The organism is Clostridia bacterium (assembly GCA_017438525.1).
Classification (GTDB): Bacteria; Bacillota; Clostridia; order Oscillospirales; family RGIG8002; genus RGIG8002.
Window position 1 is genome coordinate 1 of sequence record JAFRVI010000052.1, and the last position, 15,593, is coordinate 15,593.

Genomic DNA, 15,593 nt, shown 5'->3' on the forward strand with positions numbered 1-15,593 from the left:
AGCAGTTTTGAACGAGATGTTTATCGTTCAGGCAAAACAACAAAACAGCGGTCATACTTGATGTATGGCCGCTGTTTTTTGTGAAGCATGGGCGGGAAACAGCCGTTCAAAACCCGACTTATCCCTAATTTGCGCGCCCTTCAGGGTGCGGTTTTCCTTTTTGCGCCGGCGTTCCGGATCCGCGTGGTCGGTAGTTACTTTCTCTCTTCGTAATCCGCGTCGAGCTCCGCTCTCCACTCCTCGCAGACCTTGCCCTTGCGGGCGGCGCGCATCGCCTTTCCGACCGCCATGAAAGCCAATCCGGTGCCGCGGTTGTCGGCGTGGTAGTTGACCGCCTTCTCGGCGGCGATGCCGAAATGGCCGGCGGTCTCCACGGCGTCGATGTTCGCGCCGATGAATAGGAACTCCCAGCCATCCTCCCTGCGCTTTTCGATCTCCTTTTTTACCTGCTTTGAGGAGAAGCGGCGGCTCGCGTTCTCCATGCCGTCGGTCATGATCGCGAAGACGACGTGCGCGGGCACGTCCTCCGGACGCGCATACTTGTGGATCGCCGCGATGTGCTCCACCGCGCCGCCGATGGCGTCGATGAGCGCGGTGCAGCCGCCGACCCCGAAGTCCTCCGCGCGCATTTCCGGCACGCTTTCAAGCGCAACGCGGTCGTGCAGCGTTTCGCTGTCGTTGCTGAAGAGCACGGTGGTCACGAGGCATTCGCCCTCCTGCTCCTTCTGCTTTTTGATCAGCGAGTTGAAGCCGCCGACGACGTCGGTCTCAAGGCCGGACATCGAGCCGCTGCGGTCGAGGATGAAAACCAGCTCGGTGAGGTTTTCGTTCTTCCCGATCCCGTTGTTTTTAAGTTCGTTCTTTTTCATTTTCGTTTCCTCCGTAAAAATAGTTTTGAAAAAACAGCCGTGCGGTCGTTTTCTTGACCTTACGGCTGTTATTTTATACCGTTTCGGAGGTGAAGAGGTCGCCCGCCGGGCGACATTTTCAGCAGCCGAGCAGCGGCTGGTCGAAAGCGAAGAGCGCCTCGTTGACACGGTTGACGTCGTAGTCGCCGCGCGCGATGAAATAGGCGACTATCACGTCGAACTTGCTGCTGCGGGAGAGGGCGAAGCCCGCCTTCATCAGCAGGTCGTCCGTCTCGGCGCGGGTCAGGCGCAGCGCGATCGCGAAGGCGACGGCGGTCTGCTTGCTCGGGCGGTAGCGGACGTCGCCGCGTATCTTTGAGAAGTGCTTGCGGTCGACGTTCGCGCGCTTGTAGCATTCCACGTCGGTCATACCCTTTTCGTCTATGCGGCGAAGGAGGGACTGCGAAAAGCTCTCGTCAAGATTGCTGAGCTGATTCTCCAGCTCCGGAGCCGCGGAGCCGCACGGCTCGGCGAGCATGGCGAAGCACTCCTCCGGCGCGGCGGAATCGCGGTACTCCTCCGTTTCGCGCCTGCGCGGAGCGGCGGGCTTGCAGCGCTTGGAGAGCAGTCCGAAACGCCGCCTTTCGCGTTCCGGCGGCTCGGCGGCGTTCACCGGCTCCGGCTCCGCGCTTTCGCGCAGCGCCTCTGCCACCGACGCGGTGACCGCTTCGTCAAAAAGCGCGTCCTCGCGGCGATAGACGACTATATAGACCGTCATCTCGCTCCCGCGCAGGAAGGCGCTTATCTCGTCGACGGCGACTTCGAACGCCGCGCGCTTCGGGTAGCCGTAGGCGCCGGCGGAGATGAGCGGGAAGGCGACGGTCGCGCAGCCGTTCTCTTCGGCGAGCGCGAGGGAGCGGCGGTAGCAGGAGCGGAGCAGTGCTTCCTCTCCGTTCGCGCCTCCGCGCCAGACGGGGCCGACGGTGTGTATGACGAGCTTCGCGGGCAGCATATAGCCGCCCGTGATCTTCGCGCCGCCCGTTTCGCAGCCGCCGAGCGTTCTGCATTCGGCGAGCAGCTCCGGACCCGCGGCGGCGTGTATCGCGCCGTCGACTCCGCCGCCTCCGAGCAGGGAGTTGTTGGCGGCGTTGACTATCGCGTCGCATTCCATTCGGGTTATGTCGTTTTCAACGATAAACAGCGGCATACATTACCTCGCGTATCTGCGGTGAAAGGCTCCCCTGTGCAAGGGGAGCTGTCAGCGAAGCTGACCGAGGGGTTGTTTTCGCCGCCGCAGGCGGCTGTACATTCAAACTGCGCCGAAAGGCGCGGTTTGGTCGATAATATCCGCGCAGCGGATATATCACCGCCGCGTCGGCGGCGATATCATTGTGTAAGCTAACGCGGAATCCGCGTTAGTTTACACCTTCGGCGCGTCCCTTTCCTCGCGCGGCAGATACCAGCCCTCGCGCGGAGCGCCGGTGTATTCGTTGCCGCTGCCGTAGAAGTGCGAAACGTCGTTGAGGCGGATGCAGCGCATGATGAAACGCTCGCCGTCGACCTTGTCCGGCATAAACTCCGTGACGCCGGTCGGGTCGATGTTGAAGCCGTTCCAGAGGGTGACCGCGGAGAGCGGCAGCAGGGCGGCGAGTATGCCCATCGCGGCTCCGTAATGGCAGAAGATAAGGATGACGTCGTCCTTGTGCGCTTCGTATTCGGGCGTCTTGCGGTAAAAGCTGCCCTCGCGCACGAGCCCTTTAGCCGCGAAGATCTCGTCGAGGTGGGTGATGATGTTTTGCTGATGCTCCGGGAACTTCTTGCCTATGCAGCGGTCGCATTCGAGCCACTTCGTCGGGCTGATCGACTTCTCGTCGTCGAACCACTCCTCGTGTCCGATCGCCCAGGGGCAGAGCCAGCTCATATCGCCGTCGCGTTCGGGGAAGACGTTGGCGGAGATCGGGTATTCCTGCAGCCAGTCGCAGATGACCGGCTCAACGCCCGTCTTCTCGACGGTGGGCTTCGCGGTCAGCTTCGCCCTGCCGAGGATCGAGCAGTATATGTCCGTGGGCTTCAGCGGCGCGAGCCGGCGCGAAAGCAGTTCCGCCTCCATGACTCCGCGCTCGGTAAGCGAATCGTTTTCATAATCGGGGTAGCCGTGACGGCAAACGAGTATTCTCATATATGACCTCCGTATTTTTTCTTTGAGATAATAATAACATATTACGAACGCATAATAAACCCTTTTGTAAGAAAAATGAACGAAATTCATATTTTAACCGCGATTTTATCTTCAAATTGTGATAAAAAGTCGAAAATATCGCGAAAGTTATAGTACTATTGAACATTTTCTATTGCCATTTTGGAAATCGTGCGCTATAATCTAACTAATAGTATATATTAGGAGAATAGCCAGCGCGCGTCTTCTGATATGGGTATTTACTTATTAAACAATATTCCGCGCCCCTCCGCAGCGCCGGCGGGGAAAGCGGAGCGTTTGCGTTTTACGCAAAGCAAACACAAACTGACGGGAGGCAAACACTTTGAAGATCTCAAACCTCAAGCGGATATTGTCTGCGCTGCTGCTGGCGGCAATGATAGTATCGCTCTGCGCCTGCAGTCCGACCGAGTCGACAGGCACGGGGAGCGGCTCTGACGGTACGCCCGCGGCTTCCGGAAACGGGAGCGGCGATATGCGTATGGTCGGGACCGTCCGCACGACCTACGACGACTATCTGAAGGCGAATCCGGACTACAAAATGGTCTACGCCGATCCGATAGAAGCCGACCTGACGGCTGCGGCCTTCTCGATGGACACGAATTTCGTGCCCGTTGAGGACGAGCCGGAACAGCCGGAAGCCGAGCCGGAACAGCCGGAAGCCGAACAGCCCGCCGAAGCCGAGCCGGAACAGCCGGAGCAGACCGCTGCGCCCGCTGAAGCCGAGACCGCGCCGGAGGCCGACGCCTCCGCCTTCACTACTGAAGACTACGAGCTTGTCAACAGTTTTGAGGGAAGGGAAGGCAGCATAATCGTATGGAAGAACGCCGAGGGCCGCCTTGACGTTAAGTTCAACGTCGCTCAGGCCGGCCGCTACGCGATCTGGTTCGATTACTTCGCGCTGTCCGACGAAGCCCGCAACATAGAGCTGGAGCTCTACGTCAACGGCAAAAAGACCTTCTCCCAGGCGGAGCGTATCAATATGACGCGCCTCTGGCACAACGAGAACGACACGATAGAGCAGGATGTCCGCGGAAACGACCTGAACCCGTCACAGGTCGCGTACAAGGCGTGGATAAAAGGGCCCGCCCGCGATAACGAAGGCCTTTACGACGCGCCCTTCACGTTCTGCTTCGACGCCGGCGAAAACACGCTGACGATCATCGGCGCGAGAGCGCAGTTCGCGATCGCCGGCATCTCGCTTTACAACGAGCCGGACCGCATCTCCTACGCCGAGTATTCCAAAAACGCCTCCCCGAGCGAAAATAACTATTTCGAGCTGGTGCAGGGCGAAATGCCGTCCTTCACCTGCGACCCGGCGCTCCACCCGATCTACGACCGTTCCAGCGTGAATACGCTGCCCGCCGACCCGATACTGCTCAAGCGCAACACGATGGGCGGCGGCAACTGGGCGTCGCAGGGACAGTACGCCGTATACACCTTCACCGTCCCGCAGGACGGCTGGTACAAGATCGCCGTCCGCTACAGACAAAACGTCGCCCGCGGACTGAAGACCTACCGCCGCATCTATATCAACGGCGAGGTGCCGTTCGCCGAAGCGGACTGCCTCACGTTCGAGTATTCGGACTACTGGCAGAAGACTGTCATCGGCGAGATAGACAACAATGAGGAGCCGTACTGGTTCCACCTGAACGCCGGCAAGAACGAGATCCGCATCGAAGCGATAACCGGACCGACCGGCTCCATCATCGCCGAGCTGGACGATATGGTCTATGAGTTCAACTACATATACAGAAAGATCATCATGATCACCGGCCTCGACCCCGACCCCTACCGCGACTATCACCTCGAGTCCGATATCCCGACGCTGCTGCCGACCTTCACGCGTCTGAAGGAGCAGTGCGAAGACATCAGAGAACGCCTGATCGAGATCCGCGGCGGTTCGTCCTCCTCCGAGGTCGCCTCGCTGACGAACATGAGCGTCCAGCTCAAGAGCTTGCTGAAGGATCCCGAGACCATACCGGTCCGCCTCTCGATGTTCAAGGATAACATTTCCGCCCTCGCGGCGCTCTCCGTCAAGCTGAAGGAGCAGCCGCTGGAGCTCGACTACCTGACCGCCACCGCCAAGGGAGTCGACGAGTTCGTCGAGGACAAGGGCTTCTTCAAAAACCTCAGCTACAAGATCAAGGCGTATTTCGCCACCTACGTCGAGGACTACAACTCCGTCGGCTCCAACGCCGAGGGCGAGGATGTCCTTCGCGTCTGGGTCAACCTCGGACGCGACCAGGCGAACCTGATAAAAGAAATGAGCGACTCCGACTTCACCTCGAAGACGGGCATTCGCGTCAAGGTCAGTCTCGTCCAGCAGAATCTGATCCAGGCGAACATCGCCAACGACGGCCCTGACGTCGTCCTCTTCGTCGGCGGCGGCGACGTCGTCAACCTGTCCGCCCGTGAAGCGCTGGTCGATATGTCACAGTTCGGCGCGAGGACGCTGACCGGAGTCAACGGCGAGCCGTACACCGTCAGCAGCTACGAGGACGTCATGAAGCGCTTCTCGAAGTACGCCGGCGAGCCGTACAGATTCACCGACAAGACCGGTCACACCGGCCACTATTCGATCCCGATAACCGAAAACTTCAATATGCTCTTCTACCGCACCGACATCTTCGACGAGCTCGGGCTCGAGCCGCCGAAGACCTGGGACGAGTTCTACAAAGTCCTGACGGTGCTGCAGAACAACAACATGCAGGTCGGTATCCCGAACGGCAGCGACAGCGCCGTCGACAGCGGTATCTTCCTGACGCTTCTGAAGCAGAACGGCTTGAGTCTTTACAGCGACGACCTGAAGAAGACAAACCTCGACACGACCACCGCCCTCGCGGTGTTCAAGCAGTGGACCGGCTTCTACTCGCAATACAGTATGCCGCAGCGCTACGACCTCTACACACGTTTCAGAACGGGCGAAATGCCGATGGGCTTCGCGGGTTACACCTTCGTCAACCAGCTGAACTACGCGGCGCCCGAGCTGAAGGGCCTGTGGCAGATGACCACGATCCCCGGCACCGTTATGGAGGACGGCACGATCAACAACATCGATTCCGGCGGCGGCGCGGGCGCTCTGATCTATCAGCGCGCGGTCAAGCGCGGAGTTGAGGACGCCGCGTGGGCCTACATCGACTGGTTCACCAGCGAGGACGCGCAGGCAAAGTACGGCTTCGACATCGAGACCTTGCTCGGCGCGGCCGGCCGTTACGACACGGCCAACAGAGCCGCCGCGGAGCGCCTTCCCTGGAGCGCAAAGGAGTGGAAGGTGCTGAAAGAACAGTGGGATAACATGTTCATCAATCCCGTTGTCATCGGCGACTACTACTATTCGAGAAATATAACCTTCGCGTTCAGAAACGTCGTTATCTACGCCAAGAACCCCAGAGAGATGCTCCTGAGCTACAACAAGGAGATAAACGCGGAGATAACTACCAAACGCAAGGAATTCGGACTGGAGGTGGATGAGAAATGACGACAGAAGTAAAGATGCCCGTCAAGCGCAAGCTGAAGCCGAAAGAATACATAAAGCTGCAGGGTACTCTCGTGGCGCGCAACTGGGATAAGTACGTTATGCTCGCCCCCTTCTTCATCATCTTCACGATATTCACCGTAATTCCCGTCGCGGCGGCGATAATCCTGAGCTTCACCAACTACAACATGGTGCAGAGCCCGGGCGGCGTCGGCTTCGACAACTACATCCGCCTGCTGCTTTCGGATACCATATTCCCGAAAGCGATAAAGAACACCCTCGTCTTCGCGGTCATCACCGGCCCGCTCAGCTACTTCGCCTGCCTTATGCTCGCGTGGTTCGTCAACGAGCTCGGCCCGAAGCTCCGCACGCTTATGACGCTGATGTTCTACGCCCCGAGCATAAGCGGCTCGCTGTATATGATCTGGAGCTTGATCTTCTCCGGCGATATGTACGGCTGGGCCAACGGTATCCTGATGAGCTGGGGGTTGATAGACGAACCGATATTGTGGCTGAGTGACCCGCAGTACAACCTGACGATCATAATGGTCGTTCAGGTCTGGGCGAGTTTGGGCACCGGCTTCCTCGCGTTCGTCGCCGGCTTCCAGAACGTCGACACCTCGCTTTATGAAGCGGGCGCGGTCGACGGCGTAAGCAATCGCTGGCAGGAGCTGCTTCACATCACGCTCCCGTCGATGGGGCCGCAGCTGCTCTTCGGCGCGGTCATGCAGATCGCGTCCTCCTTCGCGGCGGGCGACATCTGCGTGGCGTTCGCGGGCAACCCGTCGACAGACTATTCGGCGGCGACGATACTGACGCATATTTACGACGTCAGCGGACGATACGAAATGGGCTACGCCTGTGCGATATCGACCGTGCTGTTCGTGCTGATGATCTTCGCCAACGTCGGAGTGCGTAAGGTACTCCAGAAATATCTGTAAGGGGGTGACGTCGGCAATATGTCAAAGAAAAAGAAAGATGCCGGGCAGAACGCTAACGGCGAAAAGCGCATCCTCACCGCAGAGGACTTTATGTCCAAAGAGGAAATGAAGGCGCGCAAAAAGGCGATAAAGGCGAGAAACCGCCGCGTCCGCGCGAAGCGCGCGGGCAGGCACGCCAGAAGCCGCGCCGGCAATATCGCGATATTCGTGCTGCTGCTGGCGTTCGCCGCGTTCTTTATGCTTCCCTTCGTCTTCACGCTGATGCAGGCGTTCAAGCCCGCGGAAGAGCTGTTCCGCTATCCGCCGCGTCTGATCCCGAGAAACCCGACGATCGATAACTTCATCGTCCTCGGTCAGCTGACCAACTCGCTGTGGGTACCGCTTTCCAGATACATCACCAACAGCGTCATGGTCTCCGTCACGGGTACTCTGCTTCACGTCATCGTCGCCTCGATGGGCGCGTTCGTGCTCGCGAAGTACAAGTTCCCGGGCTCCAAGACATTCTTCACCATCATAGTTTATTCGCTGCTTTTCACCGGCTCCGTCACCGCGATGCCGTCGTTCATAGTGATGAATAAGCTGAACCTGATCAATACACCGCTGGCGATCATCATACCCGCCATCGGCGGCTCCTTCGGACTCTTCCTTATGAAGCAGTTCATGGAGCAGATACATCCGTCCATTATCGAATCGGCGACTATCGACGGCGCGGGGACGTTCAAGATCTTCACGAGGATCGTAATGCCCTCCGTCAAGCCGGCGTGGCTGACGCTGATAATCTTCACCTTCCAGGGCCTCTGGAACAATTCGGGCGGAACGTACATCTACGACGAAGCATGGAAGATGCTCCCGACGGTGCTCTCCCAGATAACCGCGTCCGGAATCGCGCGTTCCGGCGCCGCGGCCGCCGCCTCGGTCATTATGATAATCCCGCCGCTGCTCGTCTTCATCCTGACGCAGTCGAACGTTATCGAGACCATGGCGTATTCGGGCATAAAGGAGTAAGGCGTATGAAGAGAAACAGTAAGTACTTCATCAGATTCATAACGCTGTCGCTCGTTTTTGCGTTCGCGATGTCGCTCGCCGCGATGCCCGCTTCCGCGGCCGTCGCGTACGACACCTACACCTACGACACCTACAGCACCGCGCGCGTCGCGCCGGACGGCTACCAGGTGACGAAGGTGGTCAGCGGCGTCGATATCGGAGTCGGCAGTCTGACCAACCCGAAGGACATATTCGTCCGCAACGACCACATTTACATCCTCGACTCCGGCTACGTCCGCTCCGACGTCGCCGAAGCCGCGGCTGCCGAGGAGGCGTCCGGCGAATTCGCTGACGCCGTCACCGAGGTCGTTTCCGACAGCGGAACGGATGAGCAGGTCACCGGCGAGGGCCCGAACAGCTTCAGAAAGGGCAGAATAGTCGTAACGGATTTCGACTTCAATCTCATCAAGGTCATCGACCGCTTCTATTCTCCCGACGGCAGCGAATACTTCCTGCACGATCCCAACGGCTTCTTCGTCGACACCGACGAGAAGCACATCTACATCGCCGATACGAACAGTGAAACGCAGTATGAATACAAGGCCGACGGCAGCAGAGAAGAGATAACCGTCGGCAACAAGGTCGTCTGCATCGACGAGGAAGGCAAGATCGTCTCCGAGTTCACCAAGCCGGACAGCGACATCTTCCGCCAGGATATCAAGATGAAGCCCACCGCGGTCCTGAAGGACGGGCTCGGCCAGATCTACATTCTCTCCGAGGGCTTCTACTACGGCGCCATCGTCTACCGTGAAGACGGCACCTTCGTCGGCTTCTACGGCGCGAACAAGGTCGCGGTCACCGCCGGTCTGCTCGTCGAGCGCGCCTGGCGTAAGATCATGACGAAAAAGGCGACCAGCTACACCGCCAACTACGTTCCCACGGCGTATAACGGTTTCGACGTCGACAACGAAAACTTCATCTACACCATCTCCGACAACGGCGCGAACGCGATCAAGAAGCTGAACGCCGTCGGCGATAACGTGCTGCAGACCGAGACGGTCCGCGTCGGCAGAAACAAGGCCGTTTTCGGCGACCTTGAAATGTCCTGGGACCTCGGCGTTTCCAAGGAGACGCGCTTCAAGGATATCGACATTTCCGACAACGGCTTCATCAACGTCATCGACTACACCCGCGGCCGACTCTTCCAGTACGACCAGGACGGCGAGCTGCTCTTCATCTTCAGCGGACTCGGCGACCAGAGCGGCACTTCCAGCCAGCCGATAGCGATCGAATCGCTGCCGGACGAAAGCATGCTCGTCCTCGATATGCAGAAGGGTTACGTCACGAAGTGGTCTCCCACCGAATACGGCGAGATGATCCACAAGGCGACGCTGCTCTTCAACGAAGGCAAATACGCCGAAGCCAAGGAGATCTGGCAGGAGGTCATCCTCCGCAACTCCAACTTCGAGATGGCATACACCGGCATAGGCAAGGCGTATTACGAGGAGGAGAACTACAAAGAGGCGCTCAAGTATCTGAAGCTCGGCTTCGACCGCGAGACCTATTCGCAGGCGTATAAATATTACCGCGCCGACCTGATCCGCAAAAACTTCGTATGGGTCATCGTCATACTTGTCGTGGTAATAGTCCTGCTCAGTCAGACGGGACGTTTCAAGCGCTGGTTCAACCGCCTGCGTCACAAGCCGGACGACTATAAGGACATATTCAGTCCGTTCTATATCGCCCGTCACCCGATCGACGGCTTTGAGGATCTGCGATTCCAGTGGCGCAACAGACAGATATATTATTCTATAGGAATACTTTTCCTCTTCTTCATCTCCCGCGTTATCGAGAGACAGTCCACCGGATTTATTCTGAACACGAACAAGCCGGAGGACCTGAATATCGGAATGGTCCTGCTGCAGACGGTCGTCATTGCGCTGTTGTTCATCGCGTCCAACTGGGCGGTAACGACCTTCACCAACGGCGAAGGCAGCTTGCGCAAGATATTCTACGGCACGTGCTATTCACTGCTGCCTTACAGCGTATCCATAATAATCAAGGCGATCGCCAGCAACTTCATCACCTACGACGAGACCGCCCTGCTGAACGTCATCACCTACATCGGCACCCTCTGGAGCGTCTGGCTGCTGATGAACATGGTCAAGGGAGTACACCAGTTCAGAATGGCGGGTTCGGTGCTGACGATAGTCTTCACCGTTGTATTCATGATTGTCGTCGCGGTCCTTGTCGCACTGTCGATCAGCTTGATTCAGCAGTTCTACGTTTTCCTGCTCTCGGTCTACAACGAGATAGCATACAGGATATCTTAAGGGAAGGGGGAGCAGTTATATGAAATTCGGAAAGAAAAAGCAGCCCGAGCAGACCGAAGAAGTCGAATTCGACAAAGCTTCGCTCGTGCTGACAAAAGATGAAACGAAGTGGGGCAGAACAAAAAAGTGGCTCAAGCCCGTGCTTATCATCCTGATCGTCCTCTTGATCCTATGGCAGCTTTTCGCTTCCCTCGTGCTTCCCGTGCTCGGGCGCAGAGACATAGTACCGCTTGCCAAGGCCGCTTCCGCGGATGTAAAGGCGACCGAGTTCACGCCGCTTGAGGGCGTATCGCTTCCCGTCGGAGTGCCGGAATACATGGTGCCGGCGGCGCGCAAGGGCGATTACACGCTCTTCGTCTGCGCCGAAGGCGGCAGGTATGAGAACGAAGACGGCACGAAGAGCTACGGCAACCGCGGCGAGTTCTGTATCGTCAAGGGCGACGGGGATCAGATATGGTTCTCAAACCCGCAGGACAGATACGAGGATCAGGGCGCGCGCGGCAAGTTCAAATGGGAGATGTATTCGCAGCTCCTCATCACCACCTACGACAACGCGACGCAGACCGCCGAGCCGTATAATTCCTATTGGCACGCATCGAGCGAACGCGCCGGCGAGAACCTCGACAGCTTTAAGATCCAGAGCATACCCGACGGATTCGTATGCAAATACACCTTCACGACCTCGTCTTACGACGTCACGGTCCCGCTTTACGTCAAGCTGACGGATACGGGCTTCAAGGCGTTCACGCTCGAGTATCAGATCAAGGAAAAGACGAAGAAGGACGGCACCAAGCCGCTGGTCATCAGCAACATCGTGCTCCTGCCGTACTTCAACTCCGGCTCGGTTCAGGACGAGGGCTATATGCTCGTTCCGGACGGCAGCGGAGCGATAATCGAGTTCAACAACGGCAAGTATAAGAACATCGCGAAGTACTCCGTGCCCGTTTACGGTCTGGATACCGCGCTGCGTTACGACTACCGTTCCTCCGGCGTTTACATTCCCGCGCTGCCCGTCTTCGGCGTCAAGAACAACGACACCTCGTTCGTTGCGGTGATAAGCGAAGGCGATTCCGCGGCGACCGTCGTCGCCTACACCTCGGACCCGACGGGCGAGAGGAACGAGCAGAACATGGTCTACCCGAACTTCGAGCGCTACACCCACGGTACCGTTACCATCGGCGAGCGCGGCGACTGGACGGCCCGCGAGGTCGAGAAGTACTACACCAAAGGCGCGCAGTTCTCCATCGCCGAGGTCAACTACCTGCTGCTCGAGAAGGACGCCGGCTACGTCGAAATGGCTGACGCCGTGCGCAAGTATATGACCGACAACGCTATCCTCGTCGCTCACGAGAAGGAAGAGGATGCCGAGACGCTGCCGATATTCATGAACTTCATCGGCGGTCAGTACAAGAAGGAGAGCGTCGCGGGTATCCCGGTCAACAAACTCAAGGTCTTCACCAGCGTCGACAACATCAACGAGATACTCGACGACTTCGACAAGGTCGGCATAAACAACGTTGTCGCGACATACGCCGGATACAACACGACGGATATCAAGAAGAGCAAATTCATCACCGATATCAGCATCCCGTCCGGACTCGGCTCGGTCAAGAAGCTCCGCAACCTTTACGACAGACTGAACGGCAAGCTCTATCTGAGCTACAACCCGATCAACCTGAACAGCAACGGCAGCGGACTGACCAAGAACTCCGACACCGCAAAGAGCTTGGGCGGCAGTCCGGTCGCGCTTTACGCCTACTCCGTAGCCACCGGCTACGCCGGCGCTTACAGCCGCGGCGCGAGCGCGATAACGCCGCTGAAGTTCGAGGAGCTGATAACCCGATACCTCGATAACTCCAACGACACCGGCACGAACTTCGGCGTCTTCATGAACACCGAGCAGACGCACTACAGCAATTTCTCGCGTACCGGCTTCATCTCCAGAGAGGCGTACAGCATCTATCAGGAGAATATGTTCACCAAAGCGACCGAGAATAACTCGGTGATGAGCAGATTCCCGATCTATTACCAGTTGAAGTACGTCGACTATGCCGCCGAGGTCCCGACGACATCCTCCGGCTACGACCTGACGGATTACAGCGTACCCTTCTACCAGATGGTAATCAGCGGCAGTCTGGTCTACACCTCGCCCGCGCTGAACTTCGAGGGCGATATCCACGATGCGCTGATGCGCACGATGGAGACCGGCAGCATGCTTTACTACACCTTCATCTACAAGGATCCCTACGAGCTGAAGGATACCTGGTACGAGTTCCTCTACGGCGCGAGCTACGAGAACGGCTTTGACGGCGCAGTCGCGGCGTACAGAGAGCTGACCGGCGTCTACGAAAAGCTCGGATCCAACGTCCTGCGCGGCCACAAGCACATTGCGGAGGGCGTCAGTGAAAGCACTTTCGAGAACGGCAATAAGATCGTTTTCAACTACACGGAGCGTGACTTCGTCACAGAGCAGGGTGTCACGGTGCCCGCCGACAGTTACGTTATCGTATCGGGGGAGGGAAGCGTATTATGATTTTCAAAAAGAGACTCATTCCCGGTGACGAGATCGGCGTGAACGGCGAGGCCGAGAACGCCGAAGCCGTCGTTTCCGAAGCGGAAGAGGCCGTCGAAGCGGCCGCCGCCGAGCCGGAAGCGGTCGAGACGGAAGCGGTCGAGACGGAAGCGGAAGCCGCCGTCGAGTCCTTCGAGGCCGAGGCCGAGGCCGCGGAAGCCGCTGCGGCGGAGACCGTTGCCGCCGCCGAAGTCGCCGCCGAAGCGGAGGCGGAGACGGAGCGCATACAGGTCCTCGAGCCCGCCTACGCGGGAATGGAGGGCGCTTCGCGCAGCCCGCTGCGCCGCAGACGCAAGATGTCCTACGAACGCAAGAAGGGGCTTTACGGCTACGGCTTCATCGGCATCTGGATAATCGGCGTGCTGACCTTCTTCATCCGTCCGCTGATAGGCGTCTTTGAGTTCGCCTTCTGCAATATCAATATCAATCAGCAGGTCGGCGGTTACACGCTGAGCTGGAACAACTTCAAGTGGATAAAGTTTGCGTTCCAGACCGACCCGTCCTTCCTGCGCAGCATGGTGACCTCCTTCCTGAGTATGTTCTACTCGGTTCCGGGCATCGTCATTTTCAGCTTGACCATAGCGGTCATACTGAATCAGAATTTCCGCGGCAGGACCTTTGCCCGCGCGGTATTCTTCCTGCCCGTCATCGTCACCAGCGGCGTCGTCATTTCGATAATCCAGGGCGACTCGATGTCCACCGTTGTTCTGAGCGGATCGAAGGGCGGCTCGATGGTCCAGGCGTTCGGACTGAGCAACTTCCTGTATTCTCTGAATCTGAACGCGGATATCGTAAACTTCATTTCAAACTTCACCAACCAGATGTTCAACTTCGCCTGGAAGTCGGGCGTGCAGATACTGCTCTTCATAGCGGCGCTGCAGACGATATCGCCCGATCTCTACGAAGCGTCTTCGATAGAAGGCGCGACCGGCTGGGAGGACTTCTGGAAAATAACGATCCCGATGATCTCACCCATGATCCTGCTGGCGTCGATCTATACGATAGTCGACTCCTTCACCGACTACTCCAGCAGCACCATGACCTACATCACCGATCAGGTCAAGAACAACGGCAGAATCGAATACGGCTCGGTCCTTGCGATAATCTATTCGCTGCTCGCGCTGCTGGTCATCGGCATCGTTTACGTGGTGATCGACCGGATGGTCTTCTATTCGGTTGATTAAGGGGGTGCTGATATGGATTTGAAAGAAAAAGTATTCGGCTTCCCCGGCAGAGCGAAAAGCTTTATCCGCGAGAAGCATGAGAAGAACCCCTATATGGCGAAGAAGGCGAGCGCCAAGCTCGCGCATATCGGCTGGGCGATATTCAGAACGCTGCTGCTCATAGGCCTTAGCTTCATCATCATTTATCCGGTCATCTACATGGTCTCGATGGGCTTCCGCGTATCCGAAGAGGTCATGGACCCCTCGGTCGTCTGGATCCCTAAAACGCTGACGCTTGACAACTTCAAGATGACGATCGACCTGATGAAGTACTGGGACGCGCTGAAACAGACGGTGCTCTTCAGTATCCTCAGCTCGCTGCTGGCGGTCGCGTCCTGCGCGATCACCGGCTACGGCTTCGCGAGATTCAAGTTCAAGGGCAAGAAGTTCCTCTTCGTGCTGGTGCTGCTGATGGTCATTATCCCGTCGCAGACGACGATAATCCCGCAGTTCATCCAGTTCAGATACTTCGACTTTTTCGGCATCGGCAAGATCGTGCAGCTTATAACCGGCAGACTGTGGTCGACGAACATCCTCGACACCGGATGGTCGCTCTATCTGCCCGCGATCTTCGCCAACGGCATCCGCGCCGGCATAATGATATACATCTTCCGTCAGTTCTTCCGCGGGCTCCCGAAGGAGCTGGAGGACGCGGCGTATATCGACGGCTGCGGACCTGTCAGAACGTTCATCCAGATAATGATCCCGCTGTCTTCGGCGGCGTTCATCACGGTCTTCCTGTTCTCTTTCGTCTGGTACTGGAACGACTACTACGTATCCGGAATGTTCTTCTCGAACATAGGCACCGTCTCGGTGCGACTTTCCGGCCTGCGCAGTTTGCTCAGCATGAGCCAGGCGAGCGTCAGCTTCGACCCGTACTCGATCATAACCTACATGCAGGCGGGCTGTCTGCTGACGATAGCGCCTCCGCTGATAGTCTATATCATCTTCCAGCGCTTCTTCACGCAGAGCATCGAGAAGACCGGCATCGTCGGCTGA

At 57.8% G+C, this 15,593-nt stretch carries 10 protein-coding genes; 7 read left to right on the top strand and 3 right to left on the bottom strand.

Translation table 11 applies throughout. From position 1 onward, the window contains the following. Window positions 1-194 precede the first annotated feature (194 nt). The 3 genes from IJL83_05040 to IJL83_05050 all read right to left on the bottom strand — a co-directional run bounded on the left by IJL83_05040 (window position 195) and on the right by IJL83_05050 (window position 3,027). Window positions 195-869: a VWA domain-containing protein gene (locus IJL83_05040; GenBank protein MBQ6552960.1), complete on the bottom strand. Its 675-nt coding sequence runs from the start codon at window positions 867-869 to the stop codon at window positions 195-197. A 118-nt stretch (window positions 870-987) separates the two neighbouring features. Further along, window positions 988-2,055, bottom strand: a complete 1,068-nt coding sequence (locus IJL83_05045) for an O-acetyl-ADP-ribose deacetylase (GenBank protein MBQ6552961.1) — start codon at window positions 2,053-2,055, stop codon at window positions 988-990. Window positions 2,056-2,268: 213 nt separating this feature from the next. Then, on the bottom strand, window positions 2,269-3,027 hold the full coding sequence (locus IJL83_05050; protein ID MBQ6552962.1) for a histidine phosphatase family protein: 759 nt from the start codon (window positions 3,025-3,027) through the stop codon (window positions 2,269-2,271). 361 nt (window positions 3,028-3,388) lie between these two features. Between IJL83_05050 and IJL83_05055 the strand changes: the two genes are divergently transcribed. The 7 genes from IJL83_05055 (at window position 3,389) to IJL83_05085 (ending at window position 15,593) form a co-directional block, all read left to right on the top strand. Continuing rightward, window positions 3,389-6,544: an extracellular solute-binding protein gene (locus IJL83_05055; protein MBQ6552963.1), complete on the top strand. Its 3,156-nt coding sequence runs from the start codon at window positions 3,389-3,391 to the stop codon at window positions 6,542-6,544. A 14-nt stretch (window positions 6,545-6,558) separates the two neighbouring features. After that, window positions 6,559-7,482: a sugar ABC transporter permease gene (locus tag IJL83_05060; protein ID MBQ6552964.1), complete on the top strand. Its 924-nt coding sequence runs from the start codon at window positions 6,559-6,561 to the stop codon at window positions 7,480-7,482. Window positions 7,483-7,587: 105 nt separating this feature from the next. After that, window positions 7,588-8,487: a carbohydrate ABC transporter permease gene (locus IJL83_05065; protein MBQ6552965.1), complete on the top strand. Its 900-nt coding sequence runs from the start codon at window positions 7,588-7,590 to the stop codon at window positions 8,485-8,487. Window positions 8,488-8,492: 5 nt separating this feature from the next. Then, complete coding sequence (locus IJL83_05070; GenBank protein ID MBQ6552966.1) at window positions 8,493-10,799, top strand: YIP1 family protein; 2,307 nt, start codon at window positions 8,493-8,495, stop codon at window positions 10,797-10,799. Between the two features lie 19 nt (window positions 10,800-10,818). Further along, window positions 10,819-13,332 carry a hypothetical protein gene (locus tag IJL83_05075; GenBank protein MBQ6552967.1) on the top strand — a complete coding sequence of 838 codons (2,514 nt, stop codon included), beginning with the start codon at window positions 10,819-10,821 and terminating at the stop codon, window positions 13,330-13,332. Further along, window positions 13,329-14,555 carry a sugar ABC transporter permease gene (locus tag IJL83_05080; GenBank protein MBQ6552968.1) on the top strand — a complete coding sequence of 409 codons (1,227 nt, stop codon included), beginning with the start codon at window positions 13,329-13,331 and terminating at the stop codon, window positions 14,553-14,555. The genes IJL83_05075 and IJL83_05080 overlap by 4 nt, the downstream gene beginning before the upstream one ends. Before the next feature lie 12 nt (window positions 14,556-14,567). Further along, window positions 14,568-15,593 carry a carbohydrate ABC transporter permease gene (locus IJL83_05085; GenBank protein ID MBQ6552969.1) on the top strand — a complete coding sequence of 342 codons (1,026 nt, stop codon included), beginning with the start codon at window positions 14,568-14,570 and terminating at the stop codon, window positions 15,591-15,593.